Raw genomic sequence first — 22,896 nt, forward strand, 5'->3', positions numbered from 1 at the left:
TCAATTGAACCTGGCGACGGCCTGCATTTCCCCAAAATTGCCCGTCAGGCGAGCCGCGAACACGTCTTTGACCTTCGTCAACGTGCGATCGTCCGGGGTGCCTTAAAGTGCCTGACAACACATAGGAGTTGTCATGGCCAATCCGATCCTTCACTTCCACGGCGCCGCGGGGTCGGTGACCGGATCGTGCTTCCTGCTGGAGACGGCCGGGGCGCGCATTCTCGTTGATTGCGGGATGTTTCAAGGATCCAAATCGGAAAAGGAGCTGAACTACAAGCTGCTCCCATTCGATCCAGCAAAAGTCGACGCAGTGCTGCTCACACATGCGCACATCGACCACTCGGGCCTGCTTCCGAAGCTCGCGAAGGCGGGATACGGTGGGCCAATCTTTGCATCGGCAGCAACGATCGACCTTTGCACGATCATGCTGCAGGATTCGGGTCACATCCAGGAGTCGGAGGTCCGGCAGCTTAATCGAAGGAACAGCAGAAGGGCGCGAGAGACGGTGGAGCCCATCTATACCGCCGACGACGCCCGCAACATGCTGCCGCAGTTCATCGCGGTCGAGTACGGCGAGTGGCGGGAGACCGTTGGCGGCGTAAGGTTCCGTTACTGGAATGCAGGACATCTGATGGGTTCCGCATCGATCGAAGTCGAGACGCCCGGCGCAGACGGGGCGACGAGAATTTTGTTCTCCGGCGACGTCGGCGCGAGCAACAAACTGTTCGAAAATCTCCCTCGGGCGCCTTCCGGGGTCGATTACCTCATCTGCGAAAGCACATACGGAGACCGCGAAAGGGAAGAGTACGCTCTGAAGGATCGACGGGACCGGCTGCGCGAAGTGGTGGCGAGCTCGAACAGCCCCGGCGGGGTTCTTCTGATTCCTTCCTTCGCCGTCGAGAGAACGCAGGAAGTGCTGACCGATCTCGTCGCCCTCATGGACGAAGGACAGGTGCCCCGGTGCCCGATCATGATAGACTCGCCGCTCGCATCGCGTGCGACCGAGGCATTCAAGAAGCATGCGGCCGACCTCGGTCACGGCAAGGCGTTCCTTCGCGCGCTCAACGCGCCGAACGTCCGCTTCACCGAGACGGCCGAGCAGTCGAAGGCGCTCGATCTCGTCCGTGGCTTTCACGTCATCATCGCGGCAAGCGGAATGTGCGAGGCGGGACGGATCCGCCACCGCCTGAAGAACTGGCTCTGGCGGCCGGAGTGCACAGTGCTGTTCGTCGGGTTCCAGGCGGCGGGGACGCTTGGCCGTATCCTGCAGGAGGGCGCGACCGATATCCGCATCCAGGGCGAGGAGATTCACGTCTGCGCCAGGATGGCCACGCTCGACGCCTACAGCGGACACGCGGATGCAAGCGAACTGGATGCGTGGGTTGCCGAGCGGGAACCGATCCGGAACGCAGTCTTCCTTGTCCATGGAGAGGAGAGCGCTCGTGAAGCGATGTCCGCGCGTCTTTCGAAGCAAGTTTCCGCAAAGGTCGTCTGCCCGTTGCTGGACGACGCCTACGAGCTTTCACCGGCGGGTGCACGCCTCATCGAAGACACGACGCCCGCACGTATCAAGCCGGTCGTGCCCGGCAAGCCCGACTGGAACAACGACTATCAGCGGTTCGTTCTGGACCTGTCCGATCGTCTGAAATCCGTCGCCGACGAGAAGGGCCGTGCGGTCGTGCTGCGCAGGCTTCGACGCGCACTGGACCCGGACGATGTTTCGGCGGCCGAAGGGAGGAGAGACGGCAATGTTAATCATGGATCGTGACTGCAAGCGCGGCGGAGAACGCTTCGCGATACCGACCCAGGGTGAGGTGCAAGGCAAGCTTACCGTCCTGGAGGTCGTCGCTATAACCTGCCTGAGGGAGGTTCTCGCTTCGAAGAATGCCTTTGCGGTCGCTGCGTTAAAGAAGAAGGTCTTGCGGGCCATGAAGGAGCAGTGCGCGCCGTTCGGTCTGTCGTCGGAAGACGAGACGTCCGTCCTCGAGTACGCATGCGAGTTCTTCGAAGAGGCAAGCAAGGAGGCAGCCAGGCAGGCTGCAACGAAGGTGGCTGCGAAGTCTGCTGGGACGGCACGCTCCAGGGCTTCGGGCCATGGATAGGGTTGCCGTCACTTTCAACGCCGGGTCCTCCAGCCTCAAGGTCGGCGTCTTCAGGCTGAAGGACGGTCGGGCACTCCGGCTGGGAGGCGGTATTGCCACGCTCGGGGACCAGCCAAGGTTCACCTTCCGATTTTCTGACGGGGACGAGGCTGTCGATCTTCCATCCAGTACAGAGATCGACGCGCGGCTGGTATTGCAGGTCGTCGATTGCATTGTCCGCAGAGGATTCGACCCCGTGGTGGCCGGCCATCGCATCGTCCACGGCGGACAGGTCTTCGATGGCCCCGTTCTTCTGGAGCCAGACGTCGTCCTCAGAATGGAACACCTGACGCATCTCGCGCCGGTGCACCTCCCTCCGGCGCTTGCGATCGTTCGCGCCGTCCGGAGTGCATATCCGGACATACCGCAGACTGCGTCGTTCGATACCGCATTCCATTCGTCGCAGAGCAGTCTTGCCGCGCGGCTCGCCATTCCCAGAGAGCTGCACGACGCCGGGATCCGCAGATACGGCTTCCACGGACTTTCCTATAAGTACGTCTCCGGCGAGCTCAGGAAACACGATCCAGACCTGGCCGCCGGCCGTATCATCTGCGCGCATCTTGGAAGCGGCGCGAGCCTTTGCGGAATGGTCGACGGCGTGAGCATAGACACCAGCATGGGCTTCTCCCCGCTGGGCGGAGTTCCGATGTCGACCCGGCCGGGGTCGCTCGATCCCGGCGCTGTCGTCCACCTTCTGCGCAACAATTTCCACGACGCAGACAGCCTCGAGGATTTCCTCTACCACCGTTGCGGGCTACTCGGCGTCTCCGGGAAAAGCGGTGACGTCCGGGTCCTGCTGGAGGACTTCCATCCGGCGTCCAGGGAAGCCCTCGACCTCTTCTGCTTCAGGATCGCCGGCGAGATAGGAAGGCTTGCCGTCTCTCTACGCGGGGTGGACGCCGTCGTCTTCACCGCCGGCGTCGGCGAGCATCAACCGGAAATACGCAGTGGCGTCGCCCACCATCTGGGCTGGCTGGGTCTCTCGTTGAGCGAGCTCGCGAACAAGATGAACGCGACCGTGATCAGCGCGAGGGAAAGCGAAATCGTCGCCTTCGTCATTCCGGCCGACGAGGAACAGGTGATCGCCGAAGAAGCAATCGAAGTCATCAGCCGCCACAGGCTTTAAGGATCGAACATGTCTGAACATAGCAGCCCACCGCCGACCGAGCGCGAACTCGAACTCATCGACCGCTACTGGCGGGCCGCCAACTATCTGTCCATCGGCCAGATCTACCTCATGGACAATCCGCTTCTGCGTGAGCCGCTTCGGCCGGAACATATCAAGCCCCGCCTTCTCGGACATTGGGGAACGACGCCCGGCCTCAACTTCATCTACGCCCATCTCAACCGCATCATCAAGGCTCGTGGCGGACACGTCCTTTACGTGTGCGGGCCTGGCCACGGGGGGCCGGGAATGGTCGCGAACACCTATCTTGAGGGGACATACAGCGAGGTCTATCCCGACATCTCGCAGGATGCCGATGGCATGCGCAAGCTGTTCAGACAGTTTTCCTTTCCGGGAGGCATACCCAGCCACGTGGCCCCGGAGACCCCCGGTTCGATCCACGAAGGCGGCGAACTCGGATATGCGCTGGTCCACGCCTTCGGCGCCGCGTTCGACAATCCGGACCTCGTTGTAGCCTGCGTGGTCGGCGACGGTGAGGCTGAGACTGGCCCGCTTGCGGCGGCCTGGCATTCGACGAAGTTTCTCAATCCTGCTCGCGACGGCGCTGTGCTGCCGATCCTGCATCTCAACGGCTACAAGATCGCCAATCCGACGATCCTGTCGAGGACAAGCGACGAGGATCTCCGCAGCCTGTTCGTAGGATTTGGCTATGAGCCGATCTTCGTCGAGGGCCACGAGCCGGCGGACATGCATCGGCAGATGGCGGCCGCCTTCGACAGGGCCTTCGACATCATCGAATCCTTGCAGGCGTCGGCGAGGAACGGGTCGCCCGCGGCCGGCGTGCCGCGGTGGCCGATGATCGTGCTTCGCAGCCCCAAGGGGTGGACCGGGCCGAAGGAGGTTGACGGCAAGAAGGTGGAGGGATTCTGGCGCGCCCATCAGGTGCCTGTCGCCAATTGCCGCGGGGATGCCGGCCACCGAAAGATCCTCGAAGACTGGATGCGTAGCTATGATCCCGACGACCTGTTCGAAACGGACGGGCGGCTCAAGGACGAGTTGCGGGCCACGGCGCCGACCGGTGAGAAGCGCATGGGAGCGACGCCCTACGCAAACGGTGGACGGATGCGGCGGGAGCTGCAGTTACCGGACATTCGCGACCACGCGGTTGCGATTGACGTTCGTGGCGCTTCCCAGGTCCAGTCGACAGAGATTTTAGGACGGTATCTGCGGGACGTCATGCGGCTCAATGCCGAGGCCAAAAACTTCCGGATCTTCGGGCCGGACGAGACCGAGTCGAACCGGCTGGGTGCCGTCTTTGAGCAGACTGACCGCGTCTGGATGCAAGAAATTGAAGACTACGATGTCCATCTCGGCAGAGATGGACGGGTTATGGAGGTTCTCAGCGAGCATCTCTGCCAGGGCTGGCTGGAAGGATATCTTCTGACTGGCCGCCACGGGCTTTTCTCCTGCTACGAAGCCTTTATCCACATCATCGACTCGATGTTCAACCAGCACGCCAAGTGGCTCAAGGTGTCTCGGGGACTGGAATGGCGCGAGCCGGTGTCGTCGCTGAACTACCTCCTGACGTCGCATGTCTGGCGACAGGACCACAACGGTTTCTCGCATCAGGACCCCGGCTTCGTCGACCTAGTCGCCAACAAGAAGGCAGACGTAGTCCGCATCTATCTGCCGCCAGACGCCAATACGCTCCTGTGGGTCGGCGATCACTGCCTGAAGACTTACGACCGCGTTAACGTGATCGTTGCCGGCAAGCAGCCGGAGTCCCAGTACCTCACGATCGACGAGGCGGTGAAGCATTGCGAGGAGGGCATTGGCGTCTGGGACTGGGCTAGCTTCGAGTACGATACGATCGCGCCCGACGTCGTGATGGCATGTGCGGGCGACGTGCCGACCATGGAGACGCTCGCGGCCGTCATGCTGCTGCACGAGGCGATACCAGATCTCAAGATCAGGACGGTCAACGTCGTCGATCTGCTCGCGCTGCAGGATCCCAAGGAGCATCCCCATGGCCTCGACGATGCACGGTTCGATGGTATCTTTACGAAGGACAGGCCGGTCATCTTCGCCTACCACGGCTATCCCTATCTCATCCACCGGTTGACGTACCGGCGAACCAATCACGGCAACATCCACGTGCGCGGGTTCGTGGAGGAGGGAACGACGACGACGCCGTTCGATATGACCGTATTGAACGAGCTGGACAGGTATCATCTCGCTCTCGAGGCGATCGCGCGAGTGCCCGATCTCGCCGAAAAGGTGCCAGATGTGATGGCAGACCTGCATGCAAAGCTCGACGAACACCGGGCGTTCGTGCGGGAGCGGGGAGAAGACATGCCGGAAATCCAGAATTGGCGCTGGGCACGCTCCTCCTCGCGCGACTGATGACCGGAATTAGCTAGCAACTGCCACCAGCTATACTCCCACAGCCACGTCAGCACGTAGGAGAGAGGTTTCGAGTGCGAGGTGGCAACCTCGCCGTCGATGTGCCGCGCGAGGACGAAACCGAACCATAACGTCTTGATCCTGCAAAAGGTTGCAATGCCGGCGAGCCTGATGCCGCACTTCGTCGGCAGGCTCCGGAGACGACGACGCGCGAAGACGGCCTCCCGCGGCTTCGTGTCAGGCTTGATCCACGTCAATGCGCTCAACGTGTGTTGGCTCCGTAATTGTTTAATCAACAAGGAGACAGCGCGATGCTTGCTAGAGACATCATGACGACCCCCGTGACGACGCTCGACGAGGGACACAACGTCAGGGAAGCCGTCGAGATCGTCAACGCCAGCAAGATCGGCGCGGTGCCCGTCGTCGATGGCGAAGGGCGGCTCACGGGCATCGTTACCGAGGGGGACCTGCTGCGCCGGGTGGCGTCTTCTTGGGCGAGACGGGCGGTACCGCATACGCGCGACCGCGAAGATGCACTGGCGGACTATGTGAAGGCCCGAAGCTGGCGCGTCAAGGACGTGATGTCGACGCCTGTCGTCAGCGCCGCCCCGACCGCCACCGCGAGCCAGCTCGCAGAACTCCTGCAGGCCCACGACATCAAACACCTGCCCGTCGTCGAGAACGGCAGCCTCGCCGGAATAATCAGCCGTCGCGACTTGATGCGGGCGCTTCTCGATGTTCCACGGCAGTGCACCGCTTCCGGCGACGAGGCCCTAGGGACCGCCGTTCGTAGCCGCCTGGAAGCCGAGCTCGAAATTACGCCCCCCATGGTCAATGCCACCGTCTCCAACGGGGTAGTCACCCTGAGGGGGGAGGTCGAGACGGAGCTGGAACGCTCAGCGGCCAGGGTGGCGGCGGAAAGCGTCCGCGGCGTCGGCGGCGTGGTGAACAAGATCACCCTGGCTTCCGCATGGTGAGCCCCCTCAAACGATGAAATCGTCCCTGGAGTTTCCGTCATGATTGTCAGGGTCATCGCAGACGCCATCATGTCGAGGCTTCTCCTCGTCATCCTGATCCTCATGGTCGGGACGGTCGTGGGCGTCCTGCTGGTGAAACCATCCGACGACTCTCGAAGCGGGCGCGTCGAGCGCTCTCTTTCTGACCCGTGAGTGCGCAATGAACATTTGGCGCTCCAGGACTGAATTGCTTGGCCGCTTCTCGCAAAGGACCGGAAGTGCGACGGATTCGATGGCCTCCGACCTGTTCGGTTTCATCTGGCTGATGGGAAGGCGTCATCAGGCTTTGATCGCCGGGCTGTCCATGGTTCTGTTTGCTATAGGCGCGGCGCCTCTCGAACTCCAGCGTCGGATCATCAACGAGGCGACCCAGCAAGCTTCGTACGGGTCGCTTCTCTTTCTCGTTTCGCTCTATCTCGCGGTGGCAGTGGTGGAGGGCGCCATTAAATTCACCCTCAATCTCTACAGAAGCTGGGTGGGCGAGAGGGGCACGCTCTGGCTGCGGGCGCGTGTTCTGCATCAGGCCGAGACGCCGCCATCAGAATCCATGCTCGAGGGTGTCGAGCTGTCGATTGTTCTTGCGGAAGCCGAGCCGGTCGGCGGTTTCGTTGGAACCAGCATCTCCGAGCCGCTGCTGCAGGTCGGCATCCTTGTCACCGTCTGCAGCTACCTGATCTATCTCCAGCCGCTGATGATGCTGGCCGTCGCAGCGACCTTTGCCCCGCAGATTGCCTTCGTCCCGATGATGCAGGCCGCGATCAACCGCCGGGTCGAGGCGAAGGTCGCCATCATGCGCGACGTCAGCGAAGGCATGGTGCATGCGATCGAAGGTGGCCAGGGAGAGAATCCTCAAACTTCGCGCATCGGAGCGATCTTCTCCGCCAACATGGGGATCTACCGCTACAAGTACGCCATGAACTTTCTCATGAATCTCATGGCGCAATTGGGCTACGTTGGCATTTTCGTCCTGGGGGGATACTACGTTGTCACCGGCAAGACCGAGATGGGTACCGTGGTCGCATTTGTCTCGGGTCTGGCGAAGATCGTCGACCCTTGGGGGGCGATCGTGGACTGGTATCGTAACCTCGTTGCTTCCTCGAAGGAAGTGTTCCGGCTCCATCGACATCCGCGATGGCGAACACGAAATTCATCATGTGACTACGCGTCGCGTCGCCGCGCATTCCGCCCATCATGCCGGCTCGCCCCATCATCGCACCTGCCGTCATCTCCGATAAACCTCGACTGTAAATTCTGGTCCTCGGCCGGGGCCGTCTCCGCGAAGGCCATAATCATGGTGCCGGCTGAAAAAAAGTGTGGCAACAGTTGCCACGCGTGGCGTCTACAATGAGGCCCAGGGCGATATCAATCGCGTTGCATCCTTCGGTTTTCGAGCTCCGCAAAATTCAAAAAGCGCTGCAAATATGATATGAGATGGCTGCACCCTCGGACGTGTGTGCCTGTCGTCCGAGTGCCGGGAGGGATCTGTTTGGGGTGGCTTTTCAAAACGATCGCCAATCGATCGCATGCGAGCCGCTCGGCCCCGACGAGCGATTCTGTAGATAAGCTATTCCGGGAATCGGAGATTGAGGCGGAATATGCGATTGGATGGGTTCGAATCGCCGTGGGGCTCGCCCTCCTCGCGAGTGGTCTGGTCGTTTGGTCAGGGACAGCCGAACTCACCGATGAATACAGCCTGAGCCAGGTTCGTTTCACGGCTCAGTTCACGGTCGGGACCTTCCTGGCCCTCGGTATCGTATCGTTGCTCTTGGTTATCCGCCGCTGGTTCAGGCCATGGATGGCATTTGTCCTCGTCACCGGTGACGCGGCCATTCTCGGATACAGCCTGTTTCTCGGCCTAGAAGGTCTTGGCCTGGGCGGCAACTGGATCGCTGCAATACCGACCATCTGGCTCGTACCTCTCGGCCTCGCCGTTGGCGCCCTTCGGTATCGGCCACTCGTTCAAGTGTGGGCCACTATTGTTACAATGATCGCCTTGGTTGGCGTCGTCTGCGCGCTCGGTTTTCGCTCGTTCCTGAACGGCTTTGGAATCGCCGAAGTTCCTTCCGACCTAGAGGCAAACATCGGTCGCCTGTTCTCACTGCCGGCTTATCTCATGCGGGCCGTCATGCTGATGCTAATCGGCCTCACAACGGCACTCGCAATGCTGCGTTCTCGGCGCCTTCTCATGCGCGCTGTCAACGAGACAACCCGGCGGGCGAACCTTGCTCGATTCCTTCCAGCCGAGATCGCGCCATTGGCGGGGGAGAGTGATATCTCCACGTGGCGGCAAGGCCGACGCCAACAGGCCGCCATCCTGTTCGTCGATATACGAGGGTTTACTGCTTATGCAGAGGGCGTGGATCCGGCGCGGCTGTCCATCTTTATCTCTTCCTTTCGGCGACGGGTAACGCATGCCGCGGAGGCCTTCGGCGGCGTTGTCGACAAGTTCATTGGAGATGGCGCTCTGCTTGTATTTGGCGTCCCAGATCCCCAGAGTGATGACTGTACCCGCGCTATAGCATGTGCCCAAGAGCTTCTCGAACTCATGGATCAATGGAACGCTAAGCGCGGATTTGATCCACCGATCCGGGTGGGGATTGGCATTCACACGGGTGAAGTGTATTGCGGGCTTGTTGGCGACGACAAACGAATTGAATTCACAGTGCTTGGCGACGTCGTCAATGTGGCTGCTAAGATCGAACAGGCCACCAAGCGGTTTAATACAGCGCTCCTGGCTTCTGAGACCGTGGTGATGCGCTCGGGACAACTTCGCACATGGCGGGAGGTCGGTCGTGAGCCGCTAGCAGGGCGCGGCGAGCACCTTGCGATCTTCGCTTGCTCGGGGACAAAGTTGAGGGACTGAGTGTCCAGGCGATGATGTACATTCAGAAAATTGGTGCTTGGATCCTATATTTTTCTAGGCCCTACGCTCCTTTGAATGGAAGGACCAGAGTTGCCGCGAGCCCAGATCCCACATCCTGATGGCGGACGTGTTGAGTCTTCGATGCACGCCATTCGTTTCAACTCGCAAACCTGTCCTGATTGATTGCAACGATTATCAAGCAACCTTCTCTGCGTTCAGCCGTAGGCGATTTTCTAAGCATTTCATCGTCGGGAACGAGCCTAGCACCGTCATTTGCTACGACAGGGTTGGCTGATGAACTTTAAGCGGCTTCAGCTCAAACGCTCTCGGTCGAACCAGATACCAGGCGCTGCCCGTGGATGATGCGTAGAATATCCTGGCAGAGTGTTTCGGCGGGTTGCGTCGCATCGCCCGTCGAAGGCCGTAGTCAAGTCTTTGACCTCCTTTGCTGAAAAGACATGGCTTGTCGCAAAGGCAGCCGGCTGAACATCCTGCTAATCTTCCAACCAACACCGAGCCGAAAACGCCATCGATATCAGGCCGCTGGTCACCCTTAGACAGCCTTCGCTCGGAAGTCGACCGGATGTTTCAATCTCCATTTACCTCGATGGCTCTGACGGGAGGCGTGCTCCCACTCTTTTCATCTCATGTAATCGAGGTGCGCTTTCATCATAGGCTGTCGATAGGTGTGAACATTGATCGGCGTCAAATCGCGACCATCCGATCGGTGTATTCTAGCAAGCATCCTGGCACCATTTGCTTGCGCAAGACGGAAGCGGCCACGCTCGGTCAGAGCAAAAATCAGGATATCTTGAAAGGTAGATGCCCTATGAAGCCTCAATTTCACCTGCCGTTGACGACCTATCCGTTGAGCAGACTGCATTCGGAACATCACCTGGTCTCCCGCATCGGCTGGCTACGGGCTGCCGTCCTCGGCGCAAACGATGGAATCGTCTCGACGGCGAGCTTGATCATGGGCGTCGCTACCGCGTCCGCCGGACCCTCGCAGATCCTGGTAGCAGGCGTCGCTGGTCTGGTCGCGGGCGCGATGTCCATGGCGGCCGGCGAATACGTGTCGGTAAGCTCCCAAGCGGACACCGAGGAAGCCGATCTCGCGCGAGAACGGATCGAGTTGGAGACGCAACCCGAAGCTGAGCACGAGGAGCTGACGGAGATCTACGTCAAACGCGGTCTCACCGCCGAGCTGGCCAGGCAAGTCGCGATCCAACTGACCGCAAATGATGCTCTCGACGCGCACTCGCGCGACGAACTCGGTATCGTCGAACACATGGCGGCCCGGCCGGTTGAGGCAGCTTTGACGTCGGCCCTCACGTTTGCGGTGGGAGCCGCATTGCCCCTGCTCATGGTCGTACTTTCGCCCGCCTCGTTGCTGATCTATACCGTTGCAACCGCGTCCTTGGCCTTCCTCGCGCTGCTGGGCGCTATCGGCGCGAAAGCGGGCGGCGCCAACGTCTGGAGGGCCACCACTCGCGTCACTTTCTGGGGCGCTTTCGCTATGGCATTGACGGCGGGGATCGGTGCTTTGGTTGGCACCGCAGTTTGACGAGTAACTTTCTCCCCTTCCTGCACACCCTGCTTGAGGACGCGGTGAGTTCTAGGATGTTGCGGTTCCGGTCGCAACGAAAGAGGAGCGGACGCAATTTCGACTCCTCAAGGCTCGGGGGCCGGAACTCATAATCGTCAGATCTCGGCCACCACCTCGGCGAGCATCGATCGGACCTTGCTTGCTAGACTGTTCAGCACTTCGTTGTCGATCGCCTGCATGGAGGCAACCGGATCGATTGCGCTCACCATGACATCGCCGCCATCGACCCCGCGCAGGATGACATTGCACGGGAGCATGGCCCCCACCTTCGGTTCCAGTCTCATTGCCTCGAACGCCATGCGCGGATTGCAGGCTCCGAGGATGAGGTAGTCGTCGATGTCGGCGTCGATCTTCTTTTTCATGGTTGCCTTGACATCGATCTCCGTCAAAACTCCGAAACCGTGCTTGGAGAGAGCGGATTTCGTCCTGCCGACCGCATCGTCGAAACTGGTCGCCCAGAGGGTTCTATCCAGCGTATAGGTCATGAGATGTCTCCTTTGGGCTCCCATGCAACGGCCGGCAATGCCAGCGTCCAATCACATGTCTTGCATGAACGCCTGCATTTCTTCAGGTGTGACTTTGCCGTCATTGTTCGCGTCGACCGCGTTGAAGACGCGTTTGTGGATTGCGGTCAACTCTTCGAAAGAAATTGCACCGTCCCCATCGCTATCGGCGATGGCAAACATAATCTTCACCATATGACCGCGCATTGGCCCCATCATGCGCATTCCTGGGTACATGCCAGATGGCATCATGTTGCGGCCCATCATGCCTGGCATCATTTCCGATCCGTCGGCATCGGGTTTAGCCTCAGACTGGGCGGGGTCTGGACTTTTCGTCTGGGCGGAGGCGCTGCCCATGGCGCCGACGGCACCGAGCAAGGCCAGCATAGTGATCGTTGGCAGTCTGAAAATGGACATCCTGACTCTCCTCTTTGAGTATTGTCCTCCACGAGTTGGAGCGCCCTTTGAGGATACGATGCACACCGGTTTCAAACATTGCGCTGGATCAACCACTTGTATGGTTCGAGTCGTCGAGGACGGACCGATCGCGTTCGCGCCGTGCCATGACCGCGACGCCAGCCACCTGCCTCACCGAGGAACGATCGCGGCTGAAGCGACACGGAGGATCGAGCCGGCTAAGGCGAGAACAGGGTGATTTCAGAGTGCGATCGTGCCTGGCTTGATCGATATCAACGTCCACGCCGTTCGAACCGGGTATCCTGACGCCATCAGCCAGCGCCCGATCGTGGTCGGGCCTCGTGATGATGCCCCGCTCGCAGTCCGAAACCTTCAGGAGATCGAGGATGGCTCCCCAGAAGCAGATAGTACGAACCTGGTCGGAACCCGTTTTCGTCCAGGTGGGCATGAGCGTCCCTCAGACTATCGGCGGAGCGAGCGAGGCGCTCGATTTTCTCGCCAACCGATGGAAAGGCTCGCGAAGAAAACACGCATTCGCGAGAGAGATCTGCGCCGCGGCCGTAAGCGGGCATGTCTCGCAGGAGACCGCGCGCCAGGCTTTCATTCAGGCCGCTGACGAAGCCAAGATGTCCACCTGCGCGCCCCGTGGTCGTTCGTAGACGCCAGGACGAGATCAGCTCGGTCAAGTGAGCAACAAGTCCTTAACCCAGGTGCCTTCCATGGCTTCAGGTCCTACCCGGCCGCGACGCCGATCCAGGTCAATCGGCTCGCTTCCTGCCGGTTACCATCGCTCGGACAAGGTTTTCCCTGTGCTCGATGCTTGCCAGGAGGACGCCTGCGACGTGAAGACCGACGAGGCCAAGCGTCACATCGACCAGCAGTTCATGCGTCCTTTCCACCCATTCCACTCCCCAGTAGGTGTCCGTCGTCATCATGTACCCGGTTGCGGCAATGCCCGAGATCGCGACGAGCAGCGCGAACACCATCGCGCCTCCGGCCGGATTGTGGCCGATGTAGCGCTTGGCGCGCATGGCCAGGCTGTCACGCACGAAGCCGAGGGTCGTGACCGGATCGTAGATGAAATTGGAAAAGCGCGCGTGGTGACTGCCGACGAAGCCCCAGATGATTCGCAAGAGCAGGAGGCCGACAATGGCGTAGCCCGACAGAATATGCGCCTGCTTCCACTCGTCACCGGTCAGATAGGAAAAGGCGAACAGACCCACCAGACCCCAGTGGAACATCCGCACCACCGGGTCCCAGACCCTGATCTTTGGCGGCGAGCAAGCGCCCGCCGCATCCATGTCCATCCTGCCCATGGTCATTCGCTTTCGTTGCCGACCGCTGCGCCGGTCTCCGGGTTGAACAGCGTTTCGACCTTTTTGCCCTTCGCATCGACGGCGTAGACCTCGTAGCAACTGCCCTCCATTTTGACCCGGCGCACGTCGAGGCCCGCGGCTTTGGCCTTTTCCTTGATGCCGTCCTCGCTCAGCCACTTGTCCTTGGGAGCCTGGGTGCAATTCTGACCCTCTTCGGCGCGGGCAACGCCGATCGACGCGGTGGCGAGCAGGAGGGTTGCGAACATGATCTTCTTCATTGGTTTTTCTCCATCATCCCAGGAGCGGTTTTGCTCGTCTGGTCGGCTTCGAACCTATGGGGCGCGACCTGACGGCGACCTGATCGCGATTGTCAGGTTATTGTCACCTTCGATAGGATATTCTCCGACGATGTACCCGCCCCGCACGCTCGCGTTCGTCTGCTTTGTCCTTCTGTGGTCGTCGCTTCCGGTATGGAGCGCACATGCCGACGATTTGCCTGCTCGTTCCCGCGAAGCGGATGACCTGCCGTCGCACGACGACCTGCCTAAACGGGTCCACGAAGGGAAGATTCTGCCTCTTGCCGTACTGAAGGCGAAAGTCCTCGCCAAGCTGCCCGGCGAATTGATCGATGTCAGTGTCGATCGGCATGACGATCGCATAATCTACGAGTTCCGGATTCTGAGGGGCGGCGGTCAGGTCACCGAGGTGGAAGTGGACGCCGCGTCAGGCAGGATCGCCGAAATCGAGAACGAATGATGCGCCTGTTGCTTGCCGAAGACGACCCGCTCATCGCCCGTGACGTGACCGCCCAGCTCACCAAGGCCGGTTTCAACGTCGTCCACGAATCCGATGGGGAAGCCACCCTGTTCGCTGGCGAGCATGACGACTTCGCCGCCGTCGTCCTTGATCTGGGGCTGCCGAAGATCGACGGCCTAACGATCCTCAAAAAGTGGCGGTCGAACGGTCGTGACATGCCGGTCATCATCTTGACGGCGCGCGGCAACTGGGAGGAGCGCGTCGAGGGCATCAATGCTGGCGCCGACGACTACCTTGGCAAGCCATTCCGCATTGCGGAGCTTCTCGCCAGGCTGCACGCAGTCCTGCGCAGGTACTCCGGGCACGCCAGCGCGGTCCTATCGTCAGGTCCCGTTTCTATCGACCCCCGCCGACGCGCGGTCATGGTCGACGGGATGCCTGTCGACGTCACGCCAATGGAGTATAAATGCCTGTCGGTGCTGATGCAGAATCGAGGTCGCGCGATCTCCCAGCTCGAGCTTACCGAGCAGCTTTACACTCAGGACTTTGAACGGGAGAGCAATTCGGTGGAGGTCCTGATCGGACGGCTGAGAAAGAAGCTTGGAAGGGACGCGATCGTCACGCGTCGAGGCTTCGGATACCAGATAGCATCGGGCGAGGGGACATGAGGTCGCTTCACGGCCGTTTCATCATCACGTCGTTGATAGCTGTGTCGATATGCCTTGCTGCTGCATCCGTCGCTCTCGTCCAGATCTTTGCGGACAGCTACAGCAAGCGCGTGCAGAACGAGCTGACCGGACACATAAACCGTCTGGCGGCTGTGATCCGCTTCTTGCCCGGAGGCAGGCTGCAGGTGCCCGAGAACCCTCCGGACAATCGTTTCCTGATACCCTATGGGGGGCTCTACTGGCAGATCGACGATCCTGTGGGGAAGGCGGAGGTTCGATCTTCCTCGCTCTTCGACTATGTCCTGCCTCTGCCGGAGGAGTCGCATCCTGTCGGTATCATGCACCAATATCGTCTCTCCGGGCCGGAGGGGAAAGATGTCCTTGTTCAGGAACGCGTTCTGTCGTTGGCCGCGCCTGAGGGCAGGAGGCCCATTCGCATCGCGGTGGCGGTGAATGCCGACGAGGTCGACAGCGCCCGCCTTGGATTTGCTCTCGACATTCTGCCCTATGTCGCCGTTCTTGCCGCGCTACTCGTGTTGATGTCGATCGGGCAGCTTTGGATCGGATTGAGACCTCTCGACCGCATCGGTCGTGATCTTGAAGCCGTCCGCGACCGGAGGGCCAGCCGACTGGCTGGGGCCTACCCGCGCGAGGTCCAACCGCTCGTCAACCAACTGAACAAGCTGCTGCAAAGCCAGGCCGCGGCGATGGAGAAGGCCAGGAGTAGGGCCAGTGATCTCGCCCACGGGCTGAAGACGCCTTTGACCGTTCTCACAAACAACGCGTACTCACTCCGGGAGAAGGGCGAGGTTGAGATTGCCGATGAACTCGACCATCTTGCCGAGACTATGCTTTCGCACGTCGAGCACGAGCTCGCCCGAGCCCGTATCACCCCGAGCCCTGATCAGCGAAGTGGCGATGCCGACGTCGAGAAGATCATCAGCGAGACCGTTCGAATGCTCCGACACACTGAGGCAGGCGAACGCCTCGCATGGGAAACAGACGTGGCCGAGGACTTCAGCGTTCCCGTCGATCCGCACGACTTCCGCGAACTTGCGGGCAACTTGCTTGAGAACGCCTGCAAGTGGGCCAGGAGCAGGATCCATGTCACCGCGATTCGACAAAATGGGCAGAGCCGCCTCACGGTCGAGGACGACGGCCCAGGCGTCTTGCCAGAGAGATTGCCCGATCTTCCGCGTCGGGGTGTCCGTCTCGATCGTCTGAAAACCGGCTCTGGTCTAGGTCTTGCCATCGTGTCGGAGATTGCAGCGGTGTACGATCTGACGCTCACGTTGGAAAACCGTGTCGAAGGTGGCTTCCGTGCGGAAGTCGTCTTCCCTGACGTCATCGCCTCCCGAACGCTCCATCCCAGAGTAGCGACGACGACATAACATCTTCCGAGGGGATCGACGCCATATGTCCGCGTTTGACGACGCGCGGGTAGAAGGATGAGACCATCCTGTGATGCCGGGCCGTCGTGCATCTGCGATTCGAAGGCAGGTTCAGACCTAACGCGAAAAAAATGCAGGACCAAGGGCTGTGGGTGCAAACCTTCGCGGGCTTACCACTTACCAACAACCTGGTTCTGCCATAGCAGGCACAATCGAAGACGATGCATCCGACGAGACTTGAGCACTCGACCTCAACCTTCGGACGGCGGCCCGTTCCCGGATTCGCGCTGCCCGCAATTGCGGCGCCGTGTTCGTTAATCCGGCTCCTCCCTGCGAGCGATTGCTCACGTGGGACATCGATTCAGGTACTTTAAGGCCCTTTCCGGGGTGCAAAAGGACATTGTGGAGGAGCGGGGTCAATTACCAATAAAGGCGACTTGACGTCTTTCGCTCTTTGAGAAATGCTAAGATGTCAGACCAATTCCAAGGTCGGCTGACTGAGAAGAAAAATAGGGAACCATGAAGCCAAATAGCAGCGACAGGCCGGTGATCCGGCCGCTTCCGGCCATGGACCGCGCGCGTCAGGTGACTGATGCGCTGGCGGATTATGTCGAGGAAGCCAGGTTGAGGGCGGGTGACCGGCTGCCGGCCGAGCGCGAGCTGATGGCAGCCCTTGCCGTTGGCCGCTCGACCATTCGCGAAGCGATCCGCCACTTCCAGGCGCTCGGCGTCATCGAGACGCGCAAGGGCAGCGGCACCTATCTGCTGAAGCCGGTTTCCAGGGCGACGATCCACATGCCGCTGTCGTTCGACACGGTTCATCTGCGCGACGTGCTGCTGCAGACGCTGGAGGTTCGCCGCGGCATCGAATGCGAGGCGGGCATGGTTGCGGCGCGTCGGCGCACGAACACGGATCTCGTCGTTATCGAGGAAAAGTTGAACGAGATGGAGCGGGTGCATATCGAGAAAGGCACCTCCGGGCCGGAGGATCTGGCCTTTCATCTCGCTGTCTACGATGCCACCCACAATCCGCTGTTTCGCCAGCTTCTCGAGCAGATGCGCGAGACCTTCGAGCGCTTTTGGGAACATCCCTTCGACCGGCAGGATTTCGCGCGCCGGTCCTTCCCCTTTCACCGTACGCTTTTCGACGCGATCGCTGCCGGGGATCCCGAGGCGGCGCGCGCCGAAACATTGAAAATTCTCGATATCGTCGAGGAAGACATCAAGGAAATGTCCAAATGAGTAACGGCGCAGAACCGTTCGATCTTGCTTCCCTCATCACGGCTCACGACGAAGGCAACTTCGCAGACGCCGTCGTGCCGCCGATTTTCCAGACCTCGCTTTTCACCTTTTCCGATTACGACGACATGATTGCCTCTTATCGCGGCGAGAAGGTGAGGCCGATCTATACGCGCGGCCTGAACCCGACAGTGCGTGCCTTCGAAGAAATGCTCGCCAAGCTCGAAGGTGCCGAGGATGCGCTGGGTTTTGCGAGCGGCATGGCGGCGATCTCGTCGGCGGTGCTGAGCTTCGTCGAGCCGGGCGATCGCATCGTTGCCGTCAAACATGTCTATCCCGATGCCTTTCGCCTGTTCGGCACCATCCTGAAACGGATGAAGATCGAGGTGACCTATGTCGACGGGCGCGACGAGGAGGCGGTCGCCAAGGCGCTGCCCGGCGCCAAGGTCTTCTACATGGAGAGCCCGACGAGCTGGGTGATGGAAGCGCATGATGTCGGCGCGCTCACAGCACTCGCCAGACAACACGGCGTCGTCTCGATGATCGACAACAGCTGGGCAAGCCCGTTCTTCCAGCGGCCGCTGACGCTCGGCGTCGACCTCGTCATTCATTCGGCCTCGAAATATCTCGGTGGCCACAGCGATGTGGTGGCGGGCGTCATCGCCGGCTCGAAGGCGATGATTGCACGCGTCAAGGCCGAGGCCTATCCTTATCTCGGCGGCAAGCTTTCGCCGTTCGACGCCTGGCTCCTGATCCGCGGCCTGCGCACGCTGCCGCTGCGCATGCGGGCCCACGAGGCATCCGCTCTCGAAATCGCCAGGCGCCTGCAGAAGCTCGACGTGGTGGAGACGGTCTGCCATCCGGGGCTCGCCAACCGTCTGCCCGCCGGGCTCAACGGCACCTCGGGCCTGTTTTCGTTCATCTTCCGCGAGGGCGTCGATATCCGCGCCTTCGCCGATCACCTCAAGCTCTTCAAACTGGGCGTAAGCTGGGGTGGACATGAAAGCCTGATCGTACCGGGCGAGGTGGTGCTTCAGCAGAAGGCACAGCCAAATTCCGCACATGCCTTCGGCATCCATGCGCGATCCGTACGTCTCCATGTCGGCCTCGAAGGAACCGAGGCTCTGTGGAGAGACATCGAGGAGGCGCTCGCCGCCGCCTCACAATCCTGAAACCCGAGAGAAACCTAATAAGGGGGAACTGAGCCATGAAAAAACTAATAATCTCGACGCTCTTTGCTTCGATGATGGCGGGCACGGCCTTTGCCGATACCACGCTCAAACTTGTCGAAGTCATCACCAGCCCGGAGCGCACCGAAACGCTGAAATCGATCGTCGGCAAGTTCGAAGCCGCCAATCCCGGCACCAAGGTCGACATCATCTCGCTGCCCTGGAACGAAGCGTTCCAGAAATTCGCGACCATGGTGTCCGCCGGCGACGTGCCCGATGTGATGGAAATGCCCGATACCTGGCTGTCGCTCTATGCCAATAACGGCATGCTCGAGAGCTTGGAGCCCTACCTTGAAAAGTGGGAACACACCAAGGAGCTGACGCCGCGCGCGCTCGAACTCGGCCGCGACGTCAAGAACACCGCCTATATGCTGCCCTACGGCTTCTATCTCAGGGCGATGTTCTACAACAAGAAGCTGCTTTCGGAAGCCGGCGTCGCCGCGCCGCCGAAGACGATGGAAGAGTTCACCGCCGCTTCGGAAAAGGTTTCCAAACTGTCCGGCAAATACGGCTACTGCATGCGCGGCGGACCGGGCGGCCTCAACGGCTGGATGATCTTTGCCGCCTCGATGGCCGGCTCGAACAAGTACTTCAACGACGACGGCACCTCGACGATGAACAGCCCCGGCTGGGCCAAGGGCATCGAATGGATGGTCGATCTCTACAAGAAGGGCTATGCGCCAAAGGATAGCGTCAACTGGGGCTTCAACGAAGTCGTCGCCGGCTTTTATTCCGGCACCTGCGCTTTCCTCGACCAGGATCCGGATGCGCTGATCGCCATCGCCGAACGCATGAACAAGGACGATTTCGGCGTTATGCCGCTGCCGAAGGGCCCCGACGGCAAGTCCTTCCCGACGATCGGCTATGGCGGCTGGTCGATGTTCACCACGAGCGGCAACAAGGATCTCTCCTGGAAGCTGATCGCTACCCTCGAAGGGCCGGAAGGCAATATCGAGTGGAACAAGCGTATCGGCGCCCTGCCGGCCTATACGGCGGCCGAGAAGGATCCCTTCTATGCCGGTGACCAGTTCAAGGGCTGGTTCGAGGAGCTGGCGGACCCGAACACGGTACCAACAGTCATGCCGACCTATCTCGAGGAATTCGCCTTCTTCAAGGATTCGCTGGCGATCAAGACCTCGCAGCAGGCATTGCTCGGCGATATCTCGGCAAAGGATCTGGCCGACCAGTGGGCGGAATATCTCACCAAGGCGCAGCAAAAGTTCCTCGCCAAGAAATAAGCAACGGACTGACGGCGGCGGCCTTTCGAGACGGGGCCGCCGTCGCTTCTTTGATGACACAGACGGCGCATGAACGCCGCGAATGGGAACTGCTGGCCGATGACCATTTCCGCCGATACGCTCGACATGCGCCGCGACCGCAGGCCATGGCTGCGTCGCGTTGCCGATGCTTCTGAGCCCTATCTCTACAGCGCGCCGTCGCTGATCCTGATCATCGCGGTGATGCTGGTGCCGCTGACGGTCGGCATTTCCTACGCCTTCCGCGATATCCAGCTGCTCAATCCGTTTTCCGGCGGCTTCATCGGGCTCGATCATTTCCGCGAGCTTGCCGGCGATGCCGCCTTCTACGGCGCGCTGCGGAACACGCTCTGGTGGACCGGCGCCTCCGTCGTCCTGCAATTCGTCTTCGGGCTCATTCTGGCGCTGCTGCTCGACAAGCCGTTCAAGGGCAGGGCAATCGCGCAGGCGCTGGTTTTCCTGCCTTGGGCCGTGCCGTCCTTTCTCGCCGGCCTCAACTGGGCCTGGCTGTTCAACCCGGTCATCGGGCCGATCCCGCACTGGCTCTTCGCCCTCGGGCTGATGCATGAGCCGGGCAATATCCTTTCTGATCCCAATTATGCGATGTGGGGGCCGATCGTTGCCAATGTCTGGTGGGGCATTCCGTTCTTCGCCATTACGCTGCTTGCCGCCTTACAGGCGATCCCGCGCGATCTCTATGAGGCGGCATCGATCGACGGCGCCGGCTGGTTCCAGCGCTTCCGCTCGATCACGCTGCCGTTTCTGGCGCCAACGATCGCCATCACCGTGCTGCTGCGTACCGTGTGGATTTCCAATTTCGCCGATCTCATCGTCGTCATGACCAATGGCGGGCCGGCTGACCGGACGCAGATCGTCGCCAGCTACATCTTCACGACAGCCTTCAGGCGGCTCGACTTCGGCTATGCCTCGGCGATCGCGCTGGTGCTGCTCGTGCTGCTGCTTGCCTATTCGATGCTGATCATCCTGCTCCGGCAGACGCTGCTGAACAAGGATTGAGGCCATGAGACGATCCGTCATTCCTACCATCGCACACCGTGCGGCGATCCTCTGCTACATCGCCTTTGCACTCTTTCCGCTGTTCTGGCTGCTCAAGGTCTCGGTGACGCCGAACGACCTGCTCTATAGCGAAGGCGTGCGGATGTGGCCGTCACGCACGACATGGGATCACTATGCCTTCGTGCTGCGCCACAGCGCCTTTCCGACCTTCTTCAAGAACAGCCTGATCGTCTCGGCGTCGACGGCCGTCACTGTGACGATCTGCGCCTCGCTGTCCGGCTACGCGCTGTCGCGGTTCAATTTCCGGGCAAAATACGGGATCGTCGCTCTGATGCTGCTGACCCAGATGTTTCCGCTGGTCATGCTGGTCGCGCCGATCTTCAAGATCCTGTCGCCTCTGCATCTGACCAACAGCCTGACCGGGCTCGTCATCGTCTACACCGCCTTCAACGTGCCTTTCGCCACCTTCCTGATGCAGTCCTTCTTCGACGGCATCCCGAGGGATCTCGAAGAGGCGGCGAAGATCGACGGGGCGACGCAGTTCACGGCGTTTCGCCAGATCATCCTGCCGCTGACGCTGCCGGGGATCGCCGCCACCCTCGGCTTCGTTTTCACTGCCGCCTGGAGCGAGTTGCTCTTCGCGCTGATGCTGATCAACGGCAATGACGCGGCGACCTTCCCCGTCGGCCTTCTCACCTTCGTTTCGAAATTCTCGGTGGATTTCGGGCAGATGATGGCGGCGGGCGTCATGGCGCTCATTCCGGCCGGCCTCTTCTTCCTGCTCATCCAGCGCTATCTCGTCCAGGGCCTGACGGCCGGCGCGGTCAAGGGTTAAACACATGGCATCGATCGATATCCAGAATATCCGCAAAGCCTATGGCCATGTGCAGGTGCTGCACGGCGTCGACCTCGAAATCCATGACGGCGAATTCGTCGTGCTCGTTGGCCCGTCCGGCTGCGGCAAGTCCACACTGCTGCGCATGATCGCCGGGTTGGAGGAGGTCACATCAGGTGAGATCCGCATCGCCGGGGTCAGGGTCAATGAGCTGCATCCCAAGGACCGCGATATCGCCATGGTGTTCCAGTCCTATGCGCTTTACCCGCATATGAACGTCGCCGGCAACATGAGCTACAGCCTCAGGCTCCGGAAGGTGGCGAAGGAGAAGATTGCAAGCGCGGTCGCCGCGGCCGCCGCCAAGCTCGGCCTCGATCCACTGCTCGAACGAAGGCCGAAGGCGCTTTCCGGCGGCCAGCGCCAGCGCGTCGCCATGGGCCGCGCCATCGTGCGCCAGCCGAAGGCCTTCCTGTTCGACGAACCGCTGTCGAACCTCGATGCGCGCCTGCGCGAACAGATGCGCGCCGAAATCAAGAAACTGCATGGCGACCTGAAGGCGACCTCCATCTACGTGACCCACGACCAGATCGAGGCAATGACGCTGGCGGACCGGATCGTTGCCATGCATGGCGGCGTGGTCCAGCAGGTCGGCAGTCCCCTGGAACTCTACGACCGCCCCGCCAATCTCTTCGTTGCCGGCTTCATCGGCTCGCCCGGGATGAATTTCCTCGAGGCCAGCTATGATGCCGGCGGCGTGAGGCTGAAGGACGGCACGATCGTGCCGCTTGCAAAGCCTCTGCCGCTTGTCGACGGCGCAAAGGTGACGCTCGGCATCCGGCCGGAGCATGTGCTGATGAGCGACGGCGGGGCGGGGCTTGCCGCCGACGTGGAACTCGTCGAACCGACAGGCTTCGGCATCATCCTGCACCTTGCCCTGCATGGTCTGCCGTTCAAGATCTTCACGCTGACCCGCGACGCGCTGAAGGCAGGTCCGAAGGTCAATGTCGCCTTCCCGGCCCAATATCTGCATGTGTTCGACGCCGAGGGAAAACGCGTCGATTGAACAGCAGAGCCGGTGGCCCGTTGCTGTCGGTTTTGGCATACTCTCTTCGGC

Annotated in this window: 23 protein-coding genes; 19 read left to right on the forward strand and 4 right to left on the reverse strand. The window is 60.7% G+C overall.

All coding sequences use genetic code 11. The features are described from left to right. The first annotated feature begins 133 nt into the window (after positions 1-133). The 9 genes from BS629_RS37590 (at position 134) to BS629_RS37630 (ending at position 11,113) form a co-directional block, all read left to right on the forward strand. A complete protein-coding gene (locus BS629_RS37590) occupies positions 134-1,768 on the forward strand; it encodes an MBL fold metallo-hydrolase (protein ID WP_018246473.1) in 1,635 nt (544 codons plus the stop codon). Then, positions 1,749-2,102 (forward strand): hypothetical protein, encoded by a 354-nt coding sequence (locus tag BS629_RS37595; protein ID WP_018246474.1) that lies wholly within the window; start codon positions 1,749-1,751, stop codon positions 2,100-2,102. The genes BS629_RS37590 and BS629_RS37595 overlap by 20 nt, the downstream gene beginning before the upstream one ends. Continuing rightward, positions 2,095-3,267, forward strand: a complete 1,173-nt coding sequence (locus BS629_RS37600; RefSeq protein WP_018246475.1) for an acetate/propionate family kinase — start codon at positions 2,095-2,097, stop codon at positions 3,265-3,267. Before BS629_RS37595 ends, BS629_RS37600 begins: the two co-directional genes overlap by 8 nt. A 9-nt stretch (positions 3,268-3,276) precedes the next feature. Beyond that, positions 3,277-5,670, forward strand: a complete 2,394-nt coding sequence (locus BS629_RS37605) for a phosphoketolase family protein (RefSeq protein ID WP_018246476.1) — start codon at positions 3,277-3,279, stop codon at positions 5,668-5,670. Between the two features lie 329 nt (positions 5,671-5,999). Then, entirely contained in the window at positions 6,000-6,647 is a 648-nt protein-coding gene (locus BS629_RS37615; RefSeq protein WP_245268292.1) for a CBS domain-containing protein, read from the forward strand. Positions 6,648-6,686: 39 nt separating this feature from the next. After that, positions 6,687-6,839 (forward strand): hypothetical protein, encoded by a 153-nt coding sequence (locus BS629_RS39465; RefSeq protein ID WP_018246478.1) that lies wholly within the window; start codon positions 6,687-6,689, stop codon positions 6,837-6,839. A 7-nt stretch (positions 6,840-6,846) separates the two neighbouring features. Next, on the forward strand, positions 6,847-8,034 hold the full coding sequence (locus tag BS629_RS37620; protein ID WP_018246479.1) for an ABC transporter ATP-binding protein: 1,188 nt from the start codon (positions 6,847-6,849) through the stop codon (positions 8,032-8,034). A 138-nt stretch (positions 8,035-8,172) separates the two neighbouring features. Further along, positions 8,173-9,549, forward strand: coding sequence for an adenylate/guanylate cyclase domain-containing protein (locus tag BS629_RS37625; RefSeq protein ID WP_018246480.1), 1,377 nt, complete (start codon positions 8,173-8,175; stop codon positions 9,547-9,549). 868 nt (positions 9,550-10,417) lie between these two features. Beyond that, complete coding sequence (locus tag BS629_RS37630) at positions 10,418-11,113, forward strand: VIT1/CCC1 transporter family protein (protein ID WP_026188772.1); 696 nt, start codon at positions 10,418-10,420, stop codon at positions 11,111-11,113. A gap of 137 nt (positions 11,114-11,250) precedes the next feature. On the opposite strand, the gene BS629_RS37635 is transcribed toward BS629_RS37630, so the two are convergent. Together BS629_RS37635 and BS629_RS37640 are read right to left on the reverse strand one after the other, a co-directional pair. Next, positions 11,251-11,640 (reverse strand): DUF302 domain-containing protein, encoded by a 390-nt coding sequence (locus BS629_RS37635; protein ID WP_050566338.1) that lies wholly within the window; start codon positions 11,638-11,640, stop codon positions 11,251-11,253. Between the two features lie 51 nt (positions 11,641-11,691). Next, on the reverse strand, positions 11,692-12,150 hold the full coding sequence (locus BS629_RS37640) for an EF-hand domain-containing protein (RefSeq protein WP_018246483.1): 459 nt from the start codon (positions 12,148-12,150) through the stop codon (positions 11,692-11,694). A 311-nt stretch (positions 12,151-12,461) separates the two neighbouring features. Between BS629_RS37640 and BS629_RS37645 the strand changes: the two genes are divergently transcribed. Further along, complete coding sequence (locus tag BS629_RS37645; RefSeq protein WP_018246484.1) at positions 12,462-12,734, forward strand: DUF982 domain-containing protein; 273 nt, start codon at positions 12,462-12,464, stop codon at positions 12,732-12,734. Between the two features lie 99 nt (positions 12,735-12,833). Here the strand turns inward: BS629_RS37645 and BS629_RS37650 are convergent, their stop codons facing one another. Together BS629_RS37650 and BS629_RS37655 are read right to left on the reverse strand one after the other, a co-directional pair. Then, positions 12,834-13,397, reverse strand: coding sequence for a cytochrome b/b6 domain-containing protein (locus BS629_RS37650; RefSeq protein WP_018246485.1), 564 nt, complete (start codon positions 13,395-13,397; stop codon positions 12,834-12,836). Further along, positions 13,394-13,669, reverse strand: a complete 276-nt coding sequence (locus BS629_RS37655) for a PepSY domain-containing protein (protein WP_018246486.1) — start codon at positions 13,667-13,669, stop codon at positions 13,394-13,396. Before BS629_RS37655 ends, BS629_RS37650 begins: the two co-directional genes overlap by 4 nt. On the opposite strand from BS629_RS37655, the gene BS629_RS37660 reads away from it, so the two are divergent. The 9 genes from BS629_RS37660 to BS629_RS37700 all read left to right on the forward strand — a co-directional run bounded on the left by BS629_RS37660 (position 13,656) and on the right by BS629_RS37700 (position 22,845). Next, positions 13,656-14,147, forward strand: coding sequence for a PepSY domain-containing protein (locus BS629_RS37660; RefSeq protein WP_245268293.1), 492 nt, complete (start codon positions 13,656-13,658; stop codon positions 14,145-14,147). The two genes, BS629_RS37655 and BS629_RS37660, sit on opposite strands and share 14 nt — an antisense overlap. Beyond that, positions 14,144-14,815: a response regulator transcription factor gene (locus BS629_RS37665; RefSeq protein WP_018246488.1), complete on the forward strand. Its 672-nt coding sequence runs from the start codon at positions 14,144-14,146 to the stop codon at positions 14,813-14,815. The genes BS629_RS37660 and BS629_RS37665 overlap by 4 nt, the downstream gene beginning before the upstream one ends. Continuing rightward, positions 14,812-16,206: a sensor histidine kinase gene (locus BS629_RS37670; protein WP_018246489.1), complete on the forward strand. Its 1,395-nt coding sequence runs from the start codon at positions 14,812-14,814 to the stop codon at positions 16,204-16,206. The genes BS629_RS37665 and BS629_RS37670 overlap by 4 nt, the downstream gene beginning before the upstream one ends. Before the next feature lie 519 nt (positions 16,207-16,725). Further along, positions 16,726-17,448 carry a FadR/GntR family transcriptional regulator gene (locus BS629_RS37675; RefSeq protein ID WP_018246490.1) on the forward strand — a complete coding sequence of 241 codons (723 nt, stop codon included), beginning with the start codon at positions 16,726-16,728 and terminating at the stop codon, positions 17,446-17,448. Then, positions 17,445-18,617: a PLP-dependent transferase gene (locus BS629_RS37680; protein ID WP_018246491.1), complete on the forward strand. Its 1,173-nt coding sequence runs from the start codon at positions 17,445-17,447 to the stop codon at positions 18,615-18,617. The genes BS629_RS37675 and BS629_RS37680 overlap by 4 nt, the downstream gene beginning before the upstream one ends. Positions 18,618-18,652: 35 nt before the next feature. Continuing rightward, the gene (locus tag BS629_RS37685) at positions 18,653-19,912 is read left to right on the forward strand and encodes an ABC transporter substrate-binding protein (protein WP_018246492.1); all 1,260 of its coding nucleotides are present in this window, start codon (positions 18,653-18,655) and stop codon (positions 19,910-19,912) included. Positions 19,913-20,011: 99 nt separating this feature from the next. Continuing rightward, the gene (locus BS629_RS37690; protein ID WP_011655107.1) at positions 20,012-20,947 is read left to right on the forward strand and encodes a carbohydrate ABC transporter permease; all 936 of its coding nucleotides are present in this window, start codon (positions 20,012-20,014) and stop codon (positions 20,945-20,947) included. A gap of 4 nt (positions 20,948-20,951) precedes the next feature. Continuing rightward, positions 20,952-21,782 carry a carbohydrate ABC transporter permease gene (locus BS629_RS37695; protein ID WP_018246493.1) on the forward strand — a complete coding sequence of 277 codons (831 nt, stop codon included), beginning with the start codon at positions 20,952-20,954 and terminating at the stop codon, positions 21,780-21,782. A gap of 4 nt (positions 21,783-21,786) precedes the next feature. Next, positions 21,787-22,845 carry an ABC transporter ATP-binding protein gene (locus BS629_RS37700; RefSeq protein WP_018246494.1) on the forward strand — a complete coding sequence of 353 codons (1,059 nt, stop codon included), beginning with the start codon at positions 21,787-21,789 and terminating at the stop codon, positions 22,843-22,845. The last annotated feature ends 51 nt before the right edge of the window (positions 22,846-22,896 follow it).

Origin of the sequence: Rhizobium leguminosarum bv. viciae USDA 2370, from assembly GCF_002008365.1 — a bacterium.
GTDB lineage: Bacteria > Pseudomonadota > Alphaproteobacteria > Rhizobiales > Rhizobiaceae > Rhizobium > Rhizobium leguminosarum.

Coding starts and splice junctions, on each gene's coding strand:
- BS629_RS37615 (WP_245268292.1), top strand. CDS start 6,000: ATGACGACCCCCGTGACGACGCTCGACGAGGGACACAACGTCAGGGAA.
- BS629_RS37685 (WP_018246492.1), top strand. CDS start 18,653: ATGAAAAAACTAATAATCTCGACGCTCTTTGCTTCGATGATGGCGGGC.
- BS629_RS37665 (WP_018246488.1), top strand. CDS start 14,144: ATGATGCGCCTGTTGCTTGCCGAAGACGACCCGCTCATCGCCCGTGAC.
- BS629_RS37650 (WP_018246485.1), bottom strand. CDS start 13,397: ATGACCATGGGCAGGATGGACATGGATGCGGCGGGCGCTTGCTCGCCG.
- BS629_RS37660 (WP_245268293.1), top strand. CDS start 13,656: ATGATCTTCTTCATTGGTTTTTCTCCATCATCCCAGGAGCGGTTTTGC.
- BS629_RS37645 (WP_018246484.1), top strand. CDS start 12,462: ATGGCTCCCCAGAAGCAGATAGTACGAACCTGGTCGGAACCCGTTTTC.
- BS629_RS37605 (WP_018246476.1), top strand. CDS start 3,277: ATGTCTGAACATAGCAGCCCACCGCCGACCGAGCGCGAACTCGAACTC.
- BS629_RS37670 (WP_018246489.1), top strand. CDS start 14,812: ATGAGGTCGCTTCACGGCCGTTTCATCATCACGTCGTTGATAGCTGTG.
- BS629_RS39465 (WP_018246478.1), top strand. CDS start 6,687: ATGATTGTCAGGGTCATCGCAGACGCCATCATGTCGAGGCTTCTCCTC.
- BS629_RS37590 (WP_018246473.1), top strand. CDS start 134: ATGGCCAATCCGATCCTTCACTTCCACGGCGCCGCGGGGTCGGTGACC.
- BS629_RS37620 (WP_018246479.1), top strand. CDS start 6,847: ATGAACATTTGGCGCTCCAGGACTGAATTGCTTGGCCGCTTCTCGCAA.
- BS629_RS37695 (WP_018246493.1), top strand. CDS start 20,952: ATGAGACGATCCGTCATTCCTACCATCGCACACCGTGCGGCGATCCTC.
- BS629_RS37595 (WP_018246474.1), top strand. CDS start 1,749: ATGTTAATCATGGATCGTGACTGCAAGCGCGGCGGAGAACGCTTCGCG.
- BS629_RS37635 (WP_050566338.1), bottom strand. CDS start 11,640: ATGACCTATACGCTGGATAGAACCCTCTGGGCGACCAGTTTCGACGAT.
- BS629_RS37675 (WP_018246490.1), top strand. CDS start 16,726: ATGAAGCCAAATAGCAGCGACAGGCCGGTGATCCGGCCGCTTCCGGCC.
- BS629_RS37690 (WP_011655107.1), top strand. CDS start 20,012: ATGACCATTTCCGCCGATACGCTCGACATGCGCCGCGACCGCAGGCCA.
- BS629_RS37655 (WP_018246486.1), bottom strand. CDS start 13,669: ATGAAGAAGATCATGTTCGCAACCCTCCTGCTCGCCACCGCGTCGATC.
- BS629_RS37680 (WP_018246491.1), top strand. CDS start 17,445: ATGAGTAACGGCGCAGAACCGTTCGATCTTGCTTCCCTCATCACGGCT.
- BS629_RS37600 (WP_018246475.1), top strand. CDS start 2,095: ATGGATAGGGTTGCCGTCACTTTCAACGCCGGGTCCTCCAGCCTCAAG.
- BS629_RS37700 (WP_018246494.1), top strand. CDS start 21,787: ATGGCATCGATCGATATCCAGAATATCCGCAAAGCCTATGGCCATGTG.